Below are 17,922 nucleotides of genomic sequence, written 5' to 3'. Positions count from 1 at the left end.
GGGTCACCGCTCCCGCGGCAGCACCTCGGGCCCCGGACCGGTGCTCTCGGGCGGCTGACGCCGCAGCCGGTCCTCGCCCATGACAGCCACCACGCCGTCCCACCGACGCTGCAGCGTGGCTTCGTCCAGCGTCAATCCGTCCGGACGCTCGCCGTTCATGAGGTCGAGCAGCGGGTGGATGCGCTGACCGCCTTCCCGGTCCACGGTGACCGGCGCCCACTCCAGGCCGGTTACCCGCGGCTCGCCGTCCGACGGGACGGTCACCGTGGCCGTCGCCATGATCCCGGTGCCCGTCTCCATGCGGCAGCACAGCGCGTCCTGGTTGGAGATGAAGTTGCCCATCGACCAGGCCACCCACATGCCCTCGCCGTCCGGCCCCCCGGGGAGTCGCTCGAGGGGCTGGGGCGTGTGCGAGTGATTGCCGAAGATCAGGTCCACCTGGCCGCTTTCGGCCAGGGCCGACGCGATCCTGGTCTGTTCCTCGATCGGGGAGTCGACGTACTCGGTGCCCCAGTGCATCGAGACGACGACGAGATCGGCACCGTCGTCCCTTGCGCGCCGGGCCTGCTCGATCAGGGCGCCGGTGTCGGCGGAGGTGACCATCCACGGCTGGTTCGCCGGTGCGGGCAAGCCGTTGTCCGACGTGGTCGCGGCGAGGTGGGCGACGGTGACCTCCCGGCTCTCGCGCTCCAACCGGTACAGCTGGGGCTGCTCCGCCTCGGCCGGCGTCCGCGCCGTCCCGACATGGCCCATGCCGGCCTCGTCGAGCAGGTCCAGTGTGTGCGTCACGCCGGCCGCCCCGCGGTCCATCGAGTGGTTCGTTGCGGTGGTGCACCCGTCCCAACCGAGTTCCTGCAACGAACCGATGAGCTCCTCCGGTGCCCCGAAGACCGGGTAGGCGCTGACCTGTTCACCGGGTGGGCGGATTGGTACCTCGAGGCTGCACAGCGCGAGGTCGGCACCGGCGGTCCACGCGCGCGTGGACGACATCAGCGGGACGAAGTCCCAGCCCTGAGCCGTCTCGGCGGCGCGGTTGACCGACTCGTGCGGCAGGACGTCGCCCGCCGACAGGATGGTCAGCTCCACGTCCTCGTCCTCGGACCCCTGCGGCGGGGATGAGGGGGCTTCAGTGGTCGGCTCCGAGCCCGGCCGTGTGGTCGGCTCCGCCGCGGTCGGTCCCTCGGCGCTGCGGGCGAGCGGCTCACGCCCCAGGTTCAGCCCGACGACGGCAGCGACCAGCGCCGCCACGGTGAGGAGGATGACGGCGGCGGGGATCCGAGGCCCCCGCCGCGAGCCGCGCGCATGGCGGGTACCGGATGCCATGCCCGTCAGACTACGGCGTGCCGACCCTCACACCGACCTGGCCGCAGCTGTCGCGGGCGGGCTCTAGGGTGGGGGCGTGATGACCCAACCCGCCGGTGCCGGCGACCGGCCGGTCCCGCTGTGGAACATCGCCAACATCCTGACGATGGTCCGCATCGTGCTCGTGCCGGTCTTCGTCCTGCTGTTCCTGCAGGGGACCACCACCACGCGGCTCGTGGCCACCGGCGTGTTCGCGGTGGCGGCGCTGACCGACAAGCTCGACGGCACCATCGCCCGGCGGCGCGGGCTGGTCACCGACTTCGGCAAGCTCGCGGACCCGATCGCCGACAAGGCCCTGGTCATCTCGGCGCTCCTGCTTCTCTCGATCGACGGGTTGCTGCCGTGGTGGGCGACCGTGGTCATCATCGTCCGTGAGCTCGGGATCACCGCACTGCGCGAGGTGATGAAACGCCGAGGCGCGATCATGGCCGCGAGCAGTGGCGGCAAGACCAAGACCGTGCTCCAGATCACGTTCCTGCTCATGCTGCTCGTGCCATGGGCGGATCTCGTCCCCGGAGCCGTGGCCGACGCGATTGCGATCGTCGCGTTCGGCATCATGCTCGCCGCGGTCGCCGTGACCGTCATCACCGGCGTCGACTACGTCGTCAAGGCGGTCCAGATCTCGGCCCGCGCCCGTCACGACTCCACCTCCCGGCCGGCGGCGGGCGACGAGGAGTCGTGAATCCGGCGGCCACCCGCGTCGTCGCGGACCTGAGCGCCCGCGGTGGCAGCCTCGCCGTCGCCGAGTCGCTCACCGGCGGTTCCCTCACGGCGGCGCTGGTGGCGGTGCCCGGTGCCTCGGCCGTCCTGCGCGGCGGCCTCGTCGCCTACGCCACCGACCTGAAGTCGGGACTGCTCGACGTCGACGCCGACCTGCTCGCGCGCTGCGGGCCGGTCCATCCGGAGGTGGCACGGCAGATGGCCGCGGGAGCGGGCCGGCTCCTCGGCAGCGACTACGCCCTCGCCACCACCGGCGTCGCCGGGCCGGGACCCGCGGACGGGCGGCCGGCCGGGACGGCCTATGTCGCTGCGCTCGGGCCCGACCGCACCGCAGTGCGGCCCCTGCGGTTGGCCGGGACGCGACCGCACATCCGAGCCGCCGTGGTCGCCGTCGCGCTCGCCCTTGTCGGCGACGTCCTCCTGACGTGAGCCAACTCGCGGTGCGACGGGAACATCCCGCCGCGCCATCGCGTTGACCACAGTGATGATCACGACCAGGTACATCGACAGCGGCGAAGAGATCACTCTGCGCCGCCCTCAAGGACGTCCGACCGTGCGATCCACGCCGCGGCAGACCCCGCGTCCGGGGTACGGTAGGACGACAGCGCCCAACCGGGCCGGGGAGGAGGGCAGCACGATGATTTCGCTCCGCCGTGAGATCGGAGACGTGCTCCGCGAGGCTCGCCAGCGTCAGGGCCGGACCCTGCGTGAGGTCTCGTCTGCGGCACGGGTCTCGCTGGGCTACCTGAGCGAGGTCGAGCGCGGCCAGAAGGAAGCCTCGTCCGAGCTCCTCGCCTCCATCTGCGAGGCCCTCAACATCCCCCTCAGCTTCGTGCTGCGCGCCGTCTCGGACCGGGTTGCGGTCATCGAGGGCGTGCACGTGCCCGACACCGTTCCGGACGAGCTGCTGCGCCGCGAGCCCGACCTGCTCACGCCGGTCGGCTGACCGCGCACGTACCGGCCGAACACGAGCGCCGCGAGCCAGCCGGCTCGCGGCGCTCGTCGTCGTGAGGTCTCGTGCCCGGTCCGATCGGACTGCCGGGTCCGGCTGCCCGAGCCTCAGCCGGGTGACTGGCACGCCGGGCAGAAGAAGATCTGACGCTCCCGCGGCGCGGGTCCGGCCATGGCGCGGCGCACCGGCGTTCCGCACCGCGGGCACGGCCGGCGCTCTCGGTCATGGACGTTCGACGTGCGACGTTCGTCCCCGGTTGCGGTCGGGGTGCGAGCGTCGGCCGAGCGTTGCATGAGCCGGCGCGCGGTCAGGACGAGTTCTGGCGCGAGCTCCCCCACGGATGACGACGGCGCCCACGGCCAGATCCGGTGAGCCCACAGCGTCTCGGCCGTGTAGATCGTGCCGAGACCGGCGAGCACCGTCTGGTCCAGCAGCGCTTCGGCGATCGGCCGGGTCTCCTGGGCGAGGATCCGTGCCGCCGCCGCGTCGGCGTCGAGGGAGGCCGCCAGGACGTCCGGGCCGAGGTGGCCGAGAATCCGGGATTCGGCCTCGGTCGCCAGCAGGTCCATCATCCCCAGGTCGAACCCGAGCGCTGTCCACCGGTCGGTGCCGAGGATCGCACGGACGTAGGGCGAACGGTCGGCGCGGTTCCGGCCGCTCGAGATGTCCGCGGTGCGGATCAACCGCCAGCGGCCTTCCATCCGCAGGTGCGTGTGCAGGGTGCGGCCGTCCTCGAGCCGGGTGAGCAGATGCTTTCCGTAGGTGCCGTGCCCGACCACGACGGCACCGGTGAGGTCCGTGCCGCCGAGATCCGGCCACCGCAGCTCGGCGCGGGTGAGCCGTTGACCGGCGAGCGCGGCGTCGAGGCGGCGAGCGACCCGCACGACGATGTCACCCTCGGGCACGTCAGCCCTCGGTCACCCGAGCGACGGCGTCGAGCACGCCGCGCAGGTCGGCGAGGTCGGGCTGACCCGGCGCCGACTCGCGGCCCACCGCGGCGAACGTGGCGGCCGAGCCGAAGAGATGGCCGACCAGCCGCGTCACCACGCCCAGGCGCCCCATCGCCATCGTGATCGCAGGAACCTCCGCCTCGCGCCGCCACCGGCTCGTCGCCTCCAGCAGGGCCAGCACGTCGGACTCCTCGTGCGGGGTCACCGCGAGTTTGACGATGTCGCCCCCGGCCTCGGCCATCGCCCGTAGCCGCGCGCGCATCATCGCCGCGGACGGTGTGTCGCCGAGCTCGTGCATCGAGACGACCACCGCTGCGCCCCCGGCGTGTGCCGCAGTGACCGCCTGCACGGCTCGGGACCGGGCGTGCTCGACATCGACCATGTCCACGCCCTCGGTCGCCGCGAGGGTCGCGATGAGGTCGACGTAGTCGCGGTCGCTCATCGTCGCGCGCCCACCCTCGGGACGGGTACGCACGGTGGCGAGCAGCGGGAGACCGGGAAGCGCCTCGGCGATCTCGCGGGCGGCCGCGCGCACCCTCTCGTGGTCCTCGTGCCCGTTCAGGTGGTCGACCCGCCACTCGACGACGTCGACGCCGGCCGGCAGCGCGGCCGCCTGCGCGAGGATCTCGGCGAGCTCGCCGGCGAACACGGGAACGATCACGGCCGGTGGCGCGCCCGGTGTGCCGAGGACGAGGTTCTTCACCGCAACGGTTCTCACCCGGGCAGGGTAGACGGCACCGCGGGCAGGTGAGGTCGCCGCGCCCGGGGGGTGGCGACCGGGCTGCCGAGACTCGGCCCGCGGGGCTCAGTACGGGCAGTCCGTCTTCACCAATGAGACGTCGCGGACGTTGCCGAGTTGTGGCCCCATCGCCCAGGAGCTGCCCATGTTCCACGTCTGGCCGGGTGGGACGCAGTAGTACTTGTCCGGCAGCCAGATGATGTCGACCTCGACGTAGTCGCCTCCGTACCCGTCTCTGCAGTTGTGCCACCAGTACCGGGTTTCGCCCGCGCCGGGTTGCGTGATGACCTTCCCGCACCCCTGCGCCGTGGGCTGAGCGGCCGTCTCGGCCGGTTCGTCGGCCGAGGCCGTTCCCGGCACCGCGGCGGTCAGTCCCGCGGCCAGCGCGATCGCCCACAGACCGAAGCTCATCCTCCGATGTCCCATCTCTGTCCTCCTTCTCGGTGTTCCTGTCGGATGTGGGCCTGCGTGTCCAACGAACCACATCTGGTTGCAGACGCCAAGAGTCCGTATCGATCGACCGCCGTCTCGTCATGGCCGTCGACCACCCGGCCGAACGCTCCGTCGCTCGCGTGCGGTGCGCATCACCGGCCGGCGAGCGACGCGCCGCGCAACCGCAGCCCCTGCGGCGTGGGCCCGAACCCGGCGTCCCGCAGGGCACCGGCCAGCGGGCCGTCATGCTGCAGCGCCGGTACGCCGTCGATGCGGCGGAGCGTCAGCGACCCGAGCGTCCCGGAGGTCGCGATCTCGGCGAGCGCGCGGGTGGCGGCCGTCAGGATGGCGGCGTCGTTGGTGAACGACAGCAAGCTCCGGCCGCCACGTTCGATGTACAGCGCGAGTTCACCGTCGGTCAGCACGACGACGGCGCCGGCTTTGCGTCCCGGCCGGTGCCCGTCGCCGCCGCCCCGATCAGGCCCGGCCGGTGGCCAGGCGAGCGCCGCACCGTACGGATTCGCCGGATCGGTCGCCGCGAGGACATGGACACGCGGCTCGGCGGCGTTCTCACGGCGCGCTGCCGATGCGGCGGCGTCCGAACGCAGTCGGTCCACCACGTCGGGCAGGGCGAACTGAGCGGCGCCGAGTCCCTCGACGAGGTACCCGCGCCGGACCTGGCCGGATTCCTCCAGCCGCCGCAGCACCTGATAGGCGTCGCCGAAACCGACGTCCTCGAGACCTGCCGCCCCGCGTACCAGCACCCCGTGCCGTTCCAGCAGTGCCGCCGTCCTCGCGGCCACACGCTCGGTCCGGGCGGTCTGATTCGGCTCGACCGGCGGCCCGGGGAGTAGCGACCACCGCCCGGCGGCCGCCGGCAGGTTGACGGTCGAGACCGGGCGAGCGCCGGCAGCGGCGAGGCCCGCCCGGCTCAGCGAGCCGCGCCGCAACCCCGACCGCACTGCGCGTGGCCGTGCCGCCGGCGCCTTCGTCGCGTGCGCCGGCCTGCCGCCGCCCAGTCGAGCCCGGACCGGCGCCAGCGTGTCGTTCGTGACCCGTCCCGCCCACACGAGATCCCACAGCGCCTCGAGCACCTCCTCGGGGCGCTCGCCGTGGCCCCGGCCGTCGCCGCCGACCGCCTCCGACGGCACGAGATCACGGAAGAACCGTCCACCGCCGGAGGCGAGAACCGAGAGCAGGTGGTCGTGCAGCGGCGTGGCGTCAGCCTCCTGCGCCCGGGGAGCGAGGTCCTCGACGGCGTCCACCGGGAGGAGCGTGACGAGCCCGTCCACCCCCGGCAGCGCACCGCCGCCGGCCCAGATCACCTCGCCGGACGCGGTCAGCTCGTCCAGCATCCCGGGGTGGTAGTCGCGGACCCGCGCCGGCAGCACCAGCGACTCCAGTGCCGAGGCGGGCACCAGGGCTCCGGCGAGCTGGTCGACCACCGTGAGCAGGCCGTCGGTCCCGTGCAGCTCGGGCCGGCTGCCGGCCGCGGCCACGTGCTGCCACCGTGGCGCGAAGACACCCAGCGTGCGCGCAGGCACCGGCTCGACCTCGCTGCGCAGCCGGGACAGGGACCGGCGCCGGATCCGGCGCATCACCTCGGCGTCGCAGTAGTCGACGACGTCGGCGGAACCGGACGGGTCCAGGCGCCCCTCGACGAGAATGCCGGTGCGGACGAGCTCGGCCAGTCCCGCGTGCACGGCCCCCACCGCGACCCCGAACCGCTCCGCCACCTGCGGCGCGGTGAACGGTCCGTGGGTGCGAGCGTGGCGACGGAGCAGGTCACCCAGCGGGTCCGCGACCGGCTCGAGCACGGCCTCCGGCAGACCCGGCGGCAGGGCGGTCCCGAGGGCGTCCCGCAGCCGTGCCGCGTCCTCGTAGACCGCCCACTGTGTCTCGCCGGCGACTCGTACGGACAGCAGGCGCCGAGCGGCCGCGAGCTCCTCGAGCCAGCCGTCCACGCGTGCCGGCTCGGTGACACGCTCGGCGACGTCGGTGGCCGTGACCGGGCCCAGGCGGCGCACCAGATCCACGACCCCTTCGGCGTCCTTGGCGCGCGTGACCTCGGTGCGCAGGCCGACGGCTGCGGCCACCTCGGCCACCGCCTCCGGATCGAGCAGGTCGGCCAGGTCACCCAGGTCGGAGCCGACGAGCTCGGCCAGCAACGCGGGATCCAGGGCCAGGGCGGCTGCGCGGCGTTCGGCGAGCGGGGCGTCGTCGTCGTAGAGGAAATGGGCGACGTAGCCCATCAGCAAGGAGCGCGCGTACGGTGACGGCGCCGACGTCGTCACCTCGACGAGGCGCACCTCGCGTCGCGCGACAGCCGTCATGAGGTCGACGAGCGCCGGTACGTCGAAGTCGTCCTGGAGACACTCCCGCACCGCCTCCAGCACCACCGGGAAATCCGGATGAGCCGAGGCGACCGAGAGCAGCTGCGCGCTCCGATGACGCTGCTGCCAGAGCGGCTGACGGCGGTCCGGGCGCCGCCGTGGCAGTAGGAGCGAGCGCGCGGCAGCCTCACGGAACCGTGCCGCGAAGTGCGCCGACCCCGACAACGCGGCCACGACGAGGTCGTTGACCTCGGCAGGATCGAGCACGATCGAGGCGGGATCCAGCGGACTCGCGTCCTCGCCCGTGTCGGGCAATCGCAGGACGATGCCGTCGTCGCTCGGTGCGGCCTGCACGTCCATGCCGGTGGCCTCGCGTAGCCGGGCGCCGAGCACCATCGCCCACGGTGCGTGCACCGGCGCCCCGAACGGGGAGTGGATGACCACCCGCCAGTCGCCGAGTTCGTCGCGGAAACGCTCGAGCACGATCGTGCGGTCGTCGGGCAGGCGGCCGGTGGCTTCGCGTTGGGCCTGCAGGTACCCGATGAGGTTCGCGGCAGCCCAGTCGTCCAGGCCGCTGGCGTGCAGCAGATCCGTGGCGCTGTCGGCGGCGTCCTGACTCGCCTCGTCGGCTTGATCGATGCGGGCGAGAAGTTCGCGGGTCCGCGCTCCGAGCGCGCGGCCCAGCTCCACCGGGCGGCCCGGGTTCTCGCCCTTCCAGAAGGGGAGTCGCCCGGGTTGGCCCGGTGCCGGGCTGACCAGCACCCGGTCCGGCGTGATCTCCTCGATGCGCCAGGTGGAGGTGCCAAGGGTGAAGGTGTCGCCGACGCGGGACTCGTAGACCATCTCCTCGTCCAGCTCGCCGACGCGCCGTCCGCCACGCGAGCGTGCGGCGGCGGTGACGGCACCGGTGCGGGCCGCCTGCAGCGCCTGCTCACCGTCGGGGGAGGAGTCCGCCGTCGTCGGTCCGCCGGCGAGGAACACGCCGTACAGGCCCCGGTCGGGGATGGTGCCGCCCGAGGTGGTGGCCAGCCGGAGCGCGCCGGGCCGCGCGGAGAGCATCCCGGTCGTGCGGTCCCAGATGATGCGGGGTCGCAGCTCGGCGAAGTCCTCGCTCGGGTAGCGTCCGGCGAGCATGTCGAGCACGGCGGTCAGGGACCGTTCGCCGAGCGTGACGTACGGCGCGGCGCGGCGGACCAGCGCCGCGACGTCGTCGACGTGGAGGTCCTCGACGGCAAGCATGGCCACGATCTGCTGCGCCAGGACGTCGAGAGGATTCGACGGCGCGTGGATCTCCTCGATGAGCCCGTCCCGTGCCCTGGCCGCGGCGACCGCCGACGGCAGCAAGTCCCCACGGTGGGTCGGCAGCACCACTCCGTGGGAGACGGCCCCCACCTGATGTCCGGCTCGCCCGATGCGTTGCAGGGCGGCGGCCACCGACGGCGGTGCGCCGACCTGGACCACGAGATCCACGGCGCCCATGTCGATGCCCAGCTCCAGCGAGGAGGTGGCGATCACGGCGCGCAAGGTGCCGGCCTTCAACGCCGACTCGGTCCGCACACGCTCCTCGCGGCTCATCGAACCGTGGTGCGCGCGGGCCACCGCCTCGTCCTCGGCGACGCCCAGCGCGGTGCCCGACTGGGCCGGGACCTCCGCCGCCCAGGCGGCCCCCGTGCGCGCGGCGAGGTCGGCCCCGGCGATCTCGTCCCGCCGGGCTTGCCACTCCTCGTTGACCCGGGCGGTGAGACGCTCGGCGGTGCGACGGCCGTTGGTGAACACGATCGTCGAGCGGTGCTGTTCGATGAGGTCGACGAGTCGTTCGGTCAGGTGCGGCCAGACCGAGGGCTGCCGAGGGCCGTCGTCCGGCACCGCCCCGGCGGCGTCCCCCGACAGGTCCGGCCCCTCCTCGGCCGGGTCGGCCCCCCGGCGGCCGGCCGAGCGCAGCGGTGTGGCGGTCGGGTCCGTCAGGTCCTCGACCGGGACCACGACGTCGACCTGCAGCTGCTTGGCCGAGGGCGGCTGCACGATCCGCACGTGCCGTCCGCCGTCGTCATGTCGACGGTGCCCGGCGAGGAAGGTGGCCACCGCCGAGGGGGGACGCACCGTGGCGGACAGACCGATGCGCTGGGCGGGCTCGGGCAGCAGGGCGTCGAGCCGTTCCAGACTGACGGCGAGGTGGGCGCCGCGCTTGGTACCCGCCACGGCGTGGACCTCGTCGACGATGACGGTGCTCACGCCCTGCAGGCTCTCGCGCGCCCCGGACGTGAGCACGAGATACAGGGACTCCGGCGTCGTGATGAGGATGTCCGGCGGATGGGTCGCCATCCGGCGGCGCTCGCCGGCCGGGGTGTCGCCGGTGCGCACGCCCACGCGGACGTCGTTGACGGCGGTGCCGAGGCGCTGGGCCGCCTGTCCGATACCGACGAGCGGGGAACGCAGGTTCCGCTCGACGTCGGCCGCCAACGCCTTGAGCGGGGAGACGTACACCACGCGGCACCGGCGCTCCGGCTCGGGGACCTCACCGGTGAGCATCTGGTCCACCGCCCACAGGAACGCCGCGAGCGTTTTGCCCGATCCGGTGGGTGCGACGACCAGGGCGTGCTCCCCGGAGGCGACGGCGTGCCACGCCCCCGTCTGGGCCGCCGTGGGTTCGGCGAAGGCGTCGGTGAACCACGCCCGGGTCGCGGCTGAGAACTCACCAGGGAACGGCACCACCCGGCCATTGTGCCGCCGGCCTCCGACAGGTGCGGGGCGGGAGACGGCACGGCCCGCGTGGTCGTGCGCGCGTGGCAGGCTGGCCGGGTGAAGCATTCGGAGTTCTGGCACGTCGTCGACGAGGTTCTCGGCGAGGCCTACGGCAGGTCGCTCGCGGCGGATCTCGTTCTTCCGGGAGCCGGGAACCGGACGGCCCGCGAGGCGCTCGAGGCGGGCGTGCCGCCGCGCACGGTCTGGAACGCGGTGTGCAACGAGCTGGATTTGGACGAGACCGCCCGGTGGCACCATCGCGTCGACCCGAGGAACCGGAAGCGCTGATCCGGCGTGTCGCGTTCGGGATCGAACACGCGTTCGTCGTAGGGTCGTCCACAGGTGACGACGTCGGTGACACCGCGTCCACAGGGACGCGGCCGATCCGGGCGGATGTCAGTGGTCGGGCATAGCGTCACCTGCAGGTAGCCGTCCGGAGAGGGCGGGCCCTGCCGAGAGACCAGCCCTGTCCGTCCCCGAGGGGTCCCGAGGCCCCAGTCGAGAGGTGAATCGACATGTCCGTTCCTGTTGCCGACCGCAGCAAGGCCCTCGAGGCCGCCCTGAGCCAGATCGATCGTCAGTTCGGCAAGGGCTCGATCATGCGTCTGGGCGACGACTCCGCTCGCCCCAAGGTCCAGGTGATCCCGACCGGCGCGGTCGCCCTCGACGTGGCCCTCGGTGTCGGTGGTCTGCCGCGTGGGCGTGTGGTCGAGGTCTACGGGCCGGAGTCCTCCGGTAAGACGACCGTGGCGCTGCACGCGGTGGCCAACGCGCAGCGCAACGGCGGTATCGCCGCCTTCATCGACGCCGAGCACGCCTTGGACCCGGAGTACGCCAAGAAGCTCGGGGTGGACATCGACGCCCTGCTGGTGTCCCAGCCGGACACCGGTGAGCAGGCACTGGAGATCATGGACATGCTGATCCGCTCCGGTGCGCTCGACATCGTCGTCATCGACTCGGTTGCCGCTCTCGTCCCCAAGGCGGAGATCGAGGGGGAGATGGGTGATTCCCACGTCGGTCTCCAGGCCCGGCTGATGTCCCAGGCGCTGCGGAAGATCACCGGCGCGCTCTCCTCCGCCGGGACCACCGCCATCTTCATCAACCAGCTCCGCGAGAAGGTCGGCGTGTTCTTCGGTTCTCCGGAGACCACCTCCGGTGGTAAGGCGCTGAAGTTCTACGCCTCGGTCCGCCTGGACGTCCGCCGGATCGAGACCCTCAAGGAGGGGTCCGACTCGGTCGGGAACCGCACCCGCGTCAAGGTCGTCAAGAACAAGATGGCTCCGCCCTTCAAGCAGGCCGAGTTCGACATCCTCTACGGCCAGGGCATCTCGCGTGAGGGCGGTCTCATCGACCTCGGTGTGGAGAACGGCATCGTGCGCAAGTCCGGGGCCTGGTTCACCTACGAGGGGGATCAGCTCGGTCAGGGCAAGGAGAAGGCCCGCCAGTTCCTCAAGGACAACCCGGAACTTGCCATCGAGATCGAGCAGAAGATCCTCACCCGCCTCGGCATCGGGCAGAACGCGGAGGAGGACGAGGCCGAGGACGGCGCCGCCGCACAGAACGGGCGCCCGGCCGAGGTCCCGGTCGACTTCTGACATGACCTGGCAACCCGCGTCCGGCCGGCGGCGGCAGCGCCGTCGGCCGGGCTCGGAGCCACCCGGGGACGCAGTCGCGGCGCAGGACGCCGAGCCCGACCCCGAGGACGTGGCCCGAACCATCGCGCTCAATCAGTTGAACGCGGCCCCGCGAAGCCGCGCCCAGCTCGAGGAGGCCCTGGCACGCCGAGACGTGCCGGACGACGTCGCCACCCGGGTCCTCGACCGGTTCACCGAGGTCGGGCTGATCGATGATGTCGCCTACGCCGAGATGCTCGTCCGGACCCGCCACTCGGAGCGTGGTCTGGCTCGCCGGGCGCTCGCCGAGGAGTTGCGCCGCAAGGGCATCTCTCCGGAAGTCGCCGAGGTGGCGCTGGAGCAGGTCGACGGCGACGACGAGTACCAGGCAGCACGCCGGCTCGTGGAGAAGAAGGCCAGGTCCACCCGGACCCTCGACGCTCAGGTCCGCCGGCGACGGATGGCGGGCATGCTCGCACGCAAGGGATTCGGCGCCGGCGTGGCCATGCGTGTCGTCGACGAGGTGCTGGCCGAGGAGGGCGAGGAGATGTCGGCCGGGGCGGAGCTGCCCGACGACGTCTGAGCGTGGCGTGTCCGAGGGTCGGGGGCGCCTCGTCAGGTCGGTGGCCTACCGGCCCGGGCCTGCGTCCGGCACCGAGGCACTGTGCAGGTCGGGAGCGGCGCCCGGGATCGTCCCGGCGGTACGAGCGCCACCGGCGGTGCGCCGGTCGAGCCGTCGCGCCAGCCGCCCGGCGAGCGTGGTGAGCAGGAAGTTCACGATGATGTAGACGACCGCGACGACGAGCAGTGCCGGGATGAAATTCTGGAAGAACGTCGCCGAGATCTGCGCCGACCGCAGCAGCTCGCTGTAGGTGATGATCGCGCCGAGTGCCGTGTCCTTGAGGATGACGACGAGCTGACTGACCAACGACGGCATCATGGAGATCAGCGCCTGCGGGAGTTCGATGATGCGCCGGCTCCGTCCGTGCGTCAGCCCGATCGCCAACGCCGCCTCACGTTGCCCCTTGGGCAGGTTGTGCACGCCTGAACGGACGAGCTCGGCGATGACGGAGCCGTTGTACAGGGTCAACCCGCACACCACAGCCAGGAACGGTGACTCGCCCGACGGCACGAACGGCACGCTGGTCGCGAAGAGCAACCAGAAGAAGATCATCATGATCAGCACGGGCACCGAGCGGAAGAACTCGACCACGATCCCGCAGATCCACCGCACCGGGGCGAGATTGGACAGTCGCCCCAGCCCGAACGCGAGCCCGAACACGAGCGAGGTGATGATGGAGACCGCCGCCGCGCGGAGAGTGTTCCACAGCCCGAGGAGCAGATAGTCGGTCCAGATGTTCTCCTCGCCCGGCCGGACGAACGGCAGCCACTTGTCCGCGGTGAACTGCTCCTGGCGCGCGAGGCCGACCACGACCCAGGCGAGGACCCCGAGGACGACGAGCGCACCGACGACGTTGAGGATGCGGATCCGGCGGCGCGCGCGCGGCCCGGGTGCGTCGAAGAGGACGGAGCTCATCGGGCGACCCCCAGTCGACGGGAGAGCGTGGTGGTGATCAGGCCGATCGGCAGGACGATGACGACGAAGCCGAGAGCGATGATGAAGAAGATCGCGACGATGATGTCCGGCCGGAACTCGATCATTTGCCGCATGACTGACGCCGCCTGGACCACGCCCGCGGCCTGGGCGACCGTGCTGTTCTTCGTCAGGGCGATCAGTGTGTTGCCGAGCGGTGCGATCGCTCCCCGGAAGGCCTGCGGGAGGATGACCATCCGCATCGATTGGCCGAAGCCGAGACCGATCGCACGAGCCGCCTCGGCCTGTCCGACGGGCACCGTGTTCACACCCGACCGGAGGGACTCGCACACGAACGCGGCGGTGTAGGCGGCGAGACCCAGCACAGCGAGCCAAAACGTGTTCTGCTCGATGGAGACCCGACCGGCCTCGTTCCGGACGAGCACCACCTGCAGCTGTCCCCACAGCCCGAGGGAGCACGCGTAGATGATCAGGGTCAGCGGCGTGTTCCGCACGATGTTGACGTAGGCCGCTCCCGCCCACTGCAGGCTCGGCGCGGGGGAGACTCGCATGACCGCGAGGATCGTCCCGACGACCAGCGCGATGACCGCGGCCCAGAACGTCAGTTTGATGTTCATCCAGAACGCGCCGAGCACGTCGAACTGTCCGAAGAGCTCGGCAATGTCCGAGAAGAGGCCCACTCACGTCTCCTTCGGGTGCGCCGGGCCGATGGTGAGACATCGGCCGGGCCGGCGGCGCCCGGGAACGCCGGCATGGCGTCCCCGGGCGTGACCGAGTATGTGGCTCAGCCGCAGGACTCGGGCGACGGCGGGTTGAGGTCCGGGTTCGGGGTGTAGTCGTCCCCGAAGTGTTCCGCGACCATGTCATCCCACGTGCCGTCGTCGATCATCTGGGTCAGGGCGTCGGTGACGTCCTGGCACATGTCCGAGCCGGGCGGCAGTCCGACACCGTAGTTCTCCTCCGAGAACGGGTTGCCGACCACCTTGAACTGCCCCTCGTAGGAGTCCTGGGCGGCGTACCCGGCGAGGATGGCGTCGTCCGTGGTCACCGCATCGACGGTGCCCGAGCTGAGCAGCTCGACACACTCGGAGTAGCCCGACGCGGGGTAGAGCTCGACGCCCTCGGAGTACTCGTCCCGGATGCGCTCGGCAGAGGTCGAGCCCTCGACCGAGCAGAGCACCTTGCCGTCCAGCGCGTCCGGCCCGGTGATCTCGTTGTCGTCCGCGTTCACCAGGAGATCCTGCCCGGCGACGAAATACGGGCCTGCGAAGTCGACCTGCGCGTCGCGCTCATCGGTGATCGAGTAGGTCGCCACGATCATGTCGACCTGCTCGTTCATGAGCATGGTCTCGCGCTGGGCGGAGACGGCTTCGACGAACTCGATGTTCCCCGGGTCGACCCCGAGCTGTTCGGCCACGTACTCCGCGACATCGACGTCCATGCCGGTGTAGTCCGAGCCCTCCTGCAGGCCCAGACCCGGCTGGTCGAACTTGATGCCGACGGTCAGGCCGTCGCCCCCGCCGTCACCACCGTCGCCGTTCTCCTCGGCAGCACCGTCACCACCGTCGGACTCACCGGGCTCGCCGGCCGAGCACCCGGCCAGCGCGAGCGCGCCCGCAATCGTCAGGGCCGCCCCTGCTCTGCGTATACCTCGCATGTCATCTCCTTCGAAGTGGCCCCGTGCGGGGCGATCGTTCCCGACTGTCTCAGTGCGTCAACAACTTGGACAGGAAGTCCTGGGCCCGCGACGACCTCGGTTTGGTGAAGAACTCCTCGGGCGTGCTCTCCTCGACGATCTGACCGTCGTCCATGAACACGACGCGATTCGCCGCACGCCGGGCGAAGCCCATCTCGTGGGTGACGACGATCATCGTCATGCCCTCGCGTGCGAGCGAGGTCATCACGTCCAGCACCTCGGTGATCATCTCCGGGTCGAGCGCCGAGGTCGGCTCGTCGAACAGCATGACCTTGGGCTGCATCGCCAGGGCACGGGCGATCGCCACGCGCTGCTGCTGGCCGCCGGAGAGCTGGGCCGGGTACTTCTCGGCCTGATTGGCGACGCCGACCCGCTCGAGCAGCGCCATGGCCTGGTCCTTCGCCTCTGCGGTGCGCACGCCGTTGACCTTGATCGGGCCCAGCGTCACGTTCTCGAGGATCGACTTGTGGGCGAAGAGGTTGAACTGCTGGAAGACCATGCCCACCTCGGCACGCAGCCTGGCGAGTTCCTTACCCTCCTCCGGCAGTTCGGCGCCGTCGACGGTGATCCGCCCCGAGTCGATCGGTTCGAGCCGGTTGATGGCGCGGCACAGCGTCGACTTTCCCGACCCGGACGGTCCGATGACCACGACGACCTCGCCGCGGGCCACCGACAGGTCGATGTCCTGCAGCACGTGCAGGGAGCCGAAGTACTTGTTGACGCGCTCGAGCACCACGAGTGGTTCACCGGTGGGCGTCGCCGTCTCACCGATCGGCGCCTGCGCCGGTCCGACGTTCTCCGGTTCGCTCATGGGGGTCAACCTAACGTGCCAGTGTTTCCCGAGCCGTCACCGGCGGTAACAGAGTGGACACAAACCTCCGGGCGGCAGCCGTCTCGGCCAGCGGTGAAAACGTAGAATCGTCGCGATGTCCACCACCGCACCGGCCCCCGCGAAGCCCTCGGGCACCGACGCAGTTCCACGCACGTATCTCGTGCGCACGCTGGGCTGCCAGATGAACGTGCACGACTCGGAACGCCTGGCAGGACTGCTCGACGAGCGGGGTTATCGTCCGGTCGAGGCGGTCCCCGAGGCCGCTGCCCGGGCGACAGACGCCGGCGACGGCGGTGCCGACGTCGTCATCATCAACACCTGTTCCGTGCGCGAGAACGCCGCGACTCGCCTGTTCGGCAACCTCGGCCAACTCGCCGCCGTCAAGCGCGAACGGCCCGGCATGCAGATCGCCGTCGGAGGCTGCCTCGCCCAGCAGATGCGCCGGGGCATCGTCGAGAAGGCGCCCTGGGTCGACGTGGTCCTCGGCACCCACAACCTCGACGTCCTGCCCGCGCTGCTCGACCGTGCCCGGCACAACCAGTCCGCTGAGGTCGAGATCGAGGAGTCGCTCAAGGTCTTCCCCTCGACGCTACCGACCCGCCGCGAGTCCTCCTACGCCGCGTGGGTGTCGATCTCGGTCGGCTGCAACAACACGTGCACGTTCTGCATCGTGCCGCATCTGCGCGGCAAGGAACGGGACCGCCGCCCGGGTGACGTGCTGGCCGAGATCGAGGCCGTCGTCGCCCAGGGCGTCGTCGAGGTCACGCTGCTCGGGCAGAACGTCAACAGTTACGGCGTCTCCTTCGGTGACCGCGGCGCCTTCGCGAAGCTGCTGCGCGCGTGCGGCGAGATCGACGGGTTGGAGCGCGTCCGGTTCACCTCACCACACCCGGCCGCGTTCACCGATGACGTCATCGCTGCCATGGCCGAGACCGAGAACGTCATGCCGAGCTTGCACATGCCCCTGCAGTCCGGCTCCGACGCGGTGCTGCGGGCGATGCGGAGGTCCTACCGCCGCAGGAAGTTCCTCGGCATCATCGACAAGGTCCGCTCCGCCATCCCGGACGCCGCCCTGACCACCGACATCATCGTGGGCTTTCCCGGCGAGACGGAGGAGGACTTCGTCCAGACCCTCGAGGTGGTCGAGGCCTCCCGGTTCTCCTCCGCCTTCACGTTCCAGTACTCGCCCCGTCCCGGGACTCCCGCGGCGGACCTGCCCCAGGTGCCCGCCGACGTCGTCGCCGAGCGTTACCAGCGCCTCGTCGAGTTGCAGCAGCGCATCTCGACCGAGGAGAACGAGGCCCAGGTCGGCCGCACCGTCGACGTGTTGGTCGCCGAGGGGGAGGGGCGCAAGGACGGCGCCACGCAGCGCATCTCCGGCCGGGCCGCCGACAATCGCCTCGTCCACGTCGCGCTCCCGCCGGACCTCCCGGAAGCCGAGCGGCCTCGGCCCGGGGACATGGTGACCGTCGAGGTCACCCACGGCGCGCCGCACCACCTGGTGGCCGACTCGGCCCTGACCGGCGGGGCCTACCGGTTGCGCCGCACCCGTGCCGGCGACGCCTGGGACGTCCGGGAAGGGCACGCCGACCCGCACGAGCACGGTGCCGCACCGAGCGGCGGACCGGTCACGCTCGGGATGCCGACACTGCGCCGCTGACCACCCCTCGCCGAGAGCGGTCGATCCAGTCAAGAGCGGATGTTTGAACGACCGCTCTCGGCATAATCGACCGCTCTCGGCGGTCAGGGCTCGTGTCTGATGGTCGCCCTTCCTCGCACTCGCGGTGACCGGCTCGTGCCTCGCCCGTCACCGCAGCGTGCTCGTCAGGGCTCGTGTCTGATGGTCGCCCTTCCTCGCACTCGCAGTGACCGGCTCGTGCCTCGCCCGTCACCGCAGCGTGCTCGTCAGGGCTCGTGTCTGATGGTCGCCCTTCCTCGCACTCGCGGTGACCGGCTCGTGCCTCGCCCGTCACCGCAGCGTGCTCGTCAGGGCTCC

16 protein-coding genes are annotated in these 17,922 nt (G+C 71.4%); 7 read left to right on the top strand and 9 right to left on the bottom strand.

Annotated elements, in window-relative coordinates:
* Positions 1–3 precede the first annotated feature (3 nt).
* Positions 4–1,323: a CapA family protein gene (locus ACFSE6_RS15985; RefSeq protein ID WP_388009444.1), complete on the bottom strand. Its 1,320-nt coding sequence runs from the start codon at positions 1,321–1,323 to the stop codon at positions 4–6.
* 79 nt (positions 1,324–1,402) lie between these two features.
* On the opposite strand from ACFSE6_RS15985, the gene pgsA reads away from it, so the two are divergent.
* The 3 genes from pgsA to ACFSE6_RS15970 all read left to right on the top strand — a co-directional run bounded on the left by pgsA (position 1,403) and on the right by ACFSE6_RS15970 (position 3,028).
* Positions 1,403–2,044 (top strand): CDP-diacylglycerol--glycerol-3-phosphate 3-phosphatidyltransferase, encoded by a 642-nt coding sequence (gene pgsA / locus ACFSE6_RS15980; protein ID WP_388009660.1) that lies wholly within the window; start codon positions 1,403–1,405, stop codon positions 2,042–2,044.
* Complete coding sequence (locus tag ACFSE6_RS15975) at positions 2,041–2,511, top strand: CinA family protein (protein WP_388009441.1); 471 nt, start codon at positions 2,041–2,043, stop codon at positions 2,509–2,511. Before pgsA ends, ACFSE6_RS15975 begins: the two co-directional genes overlap by 4 nt.
* Before the next feature lie 208 nt (positions 2,512–2,719).
* On the top strand, positions 2,720–3,028 hold the full coding sequence (locus ACFSE6_RS15970) for a helix-turn-helix domain-containing protein (RefSeq protein WP_388009438.1): 309 nt from the start codon (positions 2,720–2,722) through the stop codon (positions 3,026–3,028).
* 113 nt (positions 3,029–3,141) lie between these two features.
* Here ACFSE6_RS15970 and ACFSE6_RS15965 read toward each other — a convergent pair whose 3' ends face one another.
* The 4 genes from ACFSE6_RS15965 to ACFSE6_RS15950 all read right to left on the bottom strand — a co-directional run bounded on the left by ACFSE6_RS15965 (position 3,142) and on the right by ACFSE6_RS15950 (position 10,296).
* On the bottom strand, positions 3,142–3,939 hold the full coding sequence (locus ACFSE6_RS15965) for a DNA-formamidopyrimidine glycosylase family protein (RefSeq protein ID WP_388009435.1): 798 nt from the start codon (positions 3,937–3,939) through the stop codon (positions 3,142–3,144).
* 1 nt (position 3,940) lies between these two features.
* On the bottom strand, positions 3,941–4,702 hold the full coding sequence (aroD, locus tag ACFSE6_RS15960; RefSeq protein WP_388009432.1) for a type I 3-dehydroquinate dehydratase: 762 nt from the start codon (positions 4,700–4,702) through the stop codon (positions 3,941–3,943).
* Positions 4,703–4,789: 87 nt separating this feature from the next.
* The gene (locus ACFSE6_RS15955) at positions 4,790–5,149 is read right to left on the bottom strand and encodes a hypothetical protein (RefSeq protein WP_388009429.1); all 360 of its coding nucleotides are present in this window, start codon (positions 5,147–5,149) and stop codon (positions 4,790–4,792) included.
* Between the two features lie 158 nt (positions 5,150–5,307).
* Positions 5,308–10,296, bottom strand: a complete 4,989-nt coding sequence (locus ACFSE6_RS15950; RefSeq protein WP_388009426.1) for an ATP-dependent helicase — start codon at positions 10,294–10,296, stop codon at positions 5,308–5,310.
* Between ACFSE6_RS15950 and ACFSE6_RS15945 the strand changes: the two genes are divergently transcribed.
* From ACFSE6_RS15945 to ACFSE6_RS15935, 3 genes are all read left to right on the top strand, one after another.
* Positions 10,288–10,518 (top strand): DUF3046 domain-containing protein, encoded by a 231-nt coding sequence (locus tag ACFSE6_RS15945; RefSeq protein WP_388009423.1) that lies wholly within the window; start codon positions 10,288–10,290, stop codon positions 10,516–10,518. The genes ACFSE6_RS15950 and ACFSE6_RS15945 overlap by 9 nt on opposite strands.
* 227 nt (positions 10,519–10,745) lie before the next feature.
* Entirely contained in the window at positions 10,746–11,825 is a 1,080-nt protein-coding gene (gene recA / locus ACFSE6_RS15940) for a recombinase RecA (RefSeq protein WP_388009420.1), read from the top strand.
* Position 11,826: 1 nt separating this feature from the next.
* Positions 11,827–12,426: a regulatory protein RecX gene (locus ACFSE6_RS15935; RefSeq protein WP_388009417.1), complete on the top strand. Its 600-nt coding sequence runs from the start codon at positions 11,827–11,829 to the stop codon at positions 12,424–12,426.
* A gap of 45 nt (positions 12,427–12,471) precedes the next feature.
* On the opposite strand, the gene ACFSE6_RS15930 is transcribed toward ACFSE6_RS15935, so the two are convergent.
* The 4 genes from ACFSE6_RS15930 to ACFSE6_RS15915 all read right to left on the bottom strand — a co-directional run bounded on the left by ACFSE6_RS15930 (position 12,472) and on the right by ACFSE6_RS15915 (position 15,905).
* Positions 12,472–13,380 carry an amino acid ABC transporter permease gene (locus tag ACFSE6_RS15930; RefSeq protein WP_388009414.1) on the bottom strand — a complete coding sequence of 303 codons (909 nt, stop codon included), beginning with the start codon at positions 13,378–13,380 and terminating at the stop codon, positions 12,472–12,474.
* Positions 13,377–14,078, bottom strand: coding sequence for an amino acid ABC transporter permease (locus tag ACFSE6_RS15925; RefSeq protein ID WP_388009411.1), 702 nt, complete (start codon positions 14,076–14,078; stop codon positions 13,377–13,379). Before ACFSE6_RS15925 ends, ACFSE6_RS15930 begins: the two co-directional genes overlap by 4 nt.
* Positions 14,079–14,182: 104 nt before the next feature.
* On the bottom strand, positions 14,183–15,055 hold the full coding sequence (locus ACFSE6_RS15920) for a glutamate ABC transporter substrate-binding protein (protein WP_388009408.1): 873 nt from the start codon (positions 15,053–15,055) through the stop codon (positions 14,183–14,185).
* A 49-nt stretch (positions 15,056–15,104) separates the two neighbouring features.
* Positions 15,105–15,905, bottom strand: coding sequence for an amino acid ABC transporter ATP-binding protein (locus ACFSE6_RS15915; protein WP_388009405.1), 801 nt, complete (start codon positions 15,903–15,905; stop codon positions 15,105–15,107).
* Positions 15,906–16,020: 115 nt separating this feature from the next.
* Between ACFSE6_RS15915 and miaB the strand changes: the two genes are divergently transcribed.
* Positions 16,021–17,586: a tRNA (N6-isopentenyl adenosine(37)-C2)-methylthiotransferase MiaB gene (miaB, locus tag ACFSE6_RS15910; RefSeq protein WP_388009402.1), complete on the top strand. Its 1,566-nt coding sequence runs from the start codon at positions 16,021–16,023 to the stop codon at positions 17,584–17,586.
* Positions 17,587–17,922: the final 336 nt, after the last annotated feature.

The sequence above is a fragment of the Georgenia deserti genome (assembly GCF_042680605.1).
GTDB lineage: Bacteria > Actinomycetota > Actinomycetes > Actinomycetales > Actinomycetaceae > Allobogoriella > Allobogoriella deserti.
The sequence above is the reverse complement of the archived record's forward strand: the minus strand, read 5'-3'. Positions and strand labels throughout refer to the sequence as shown.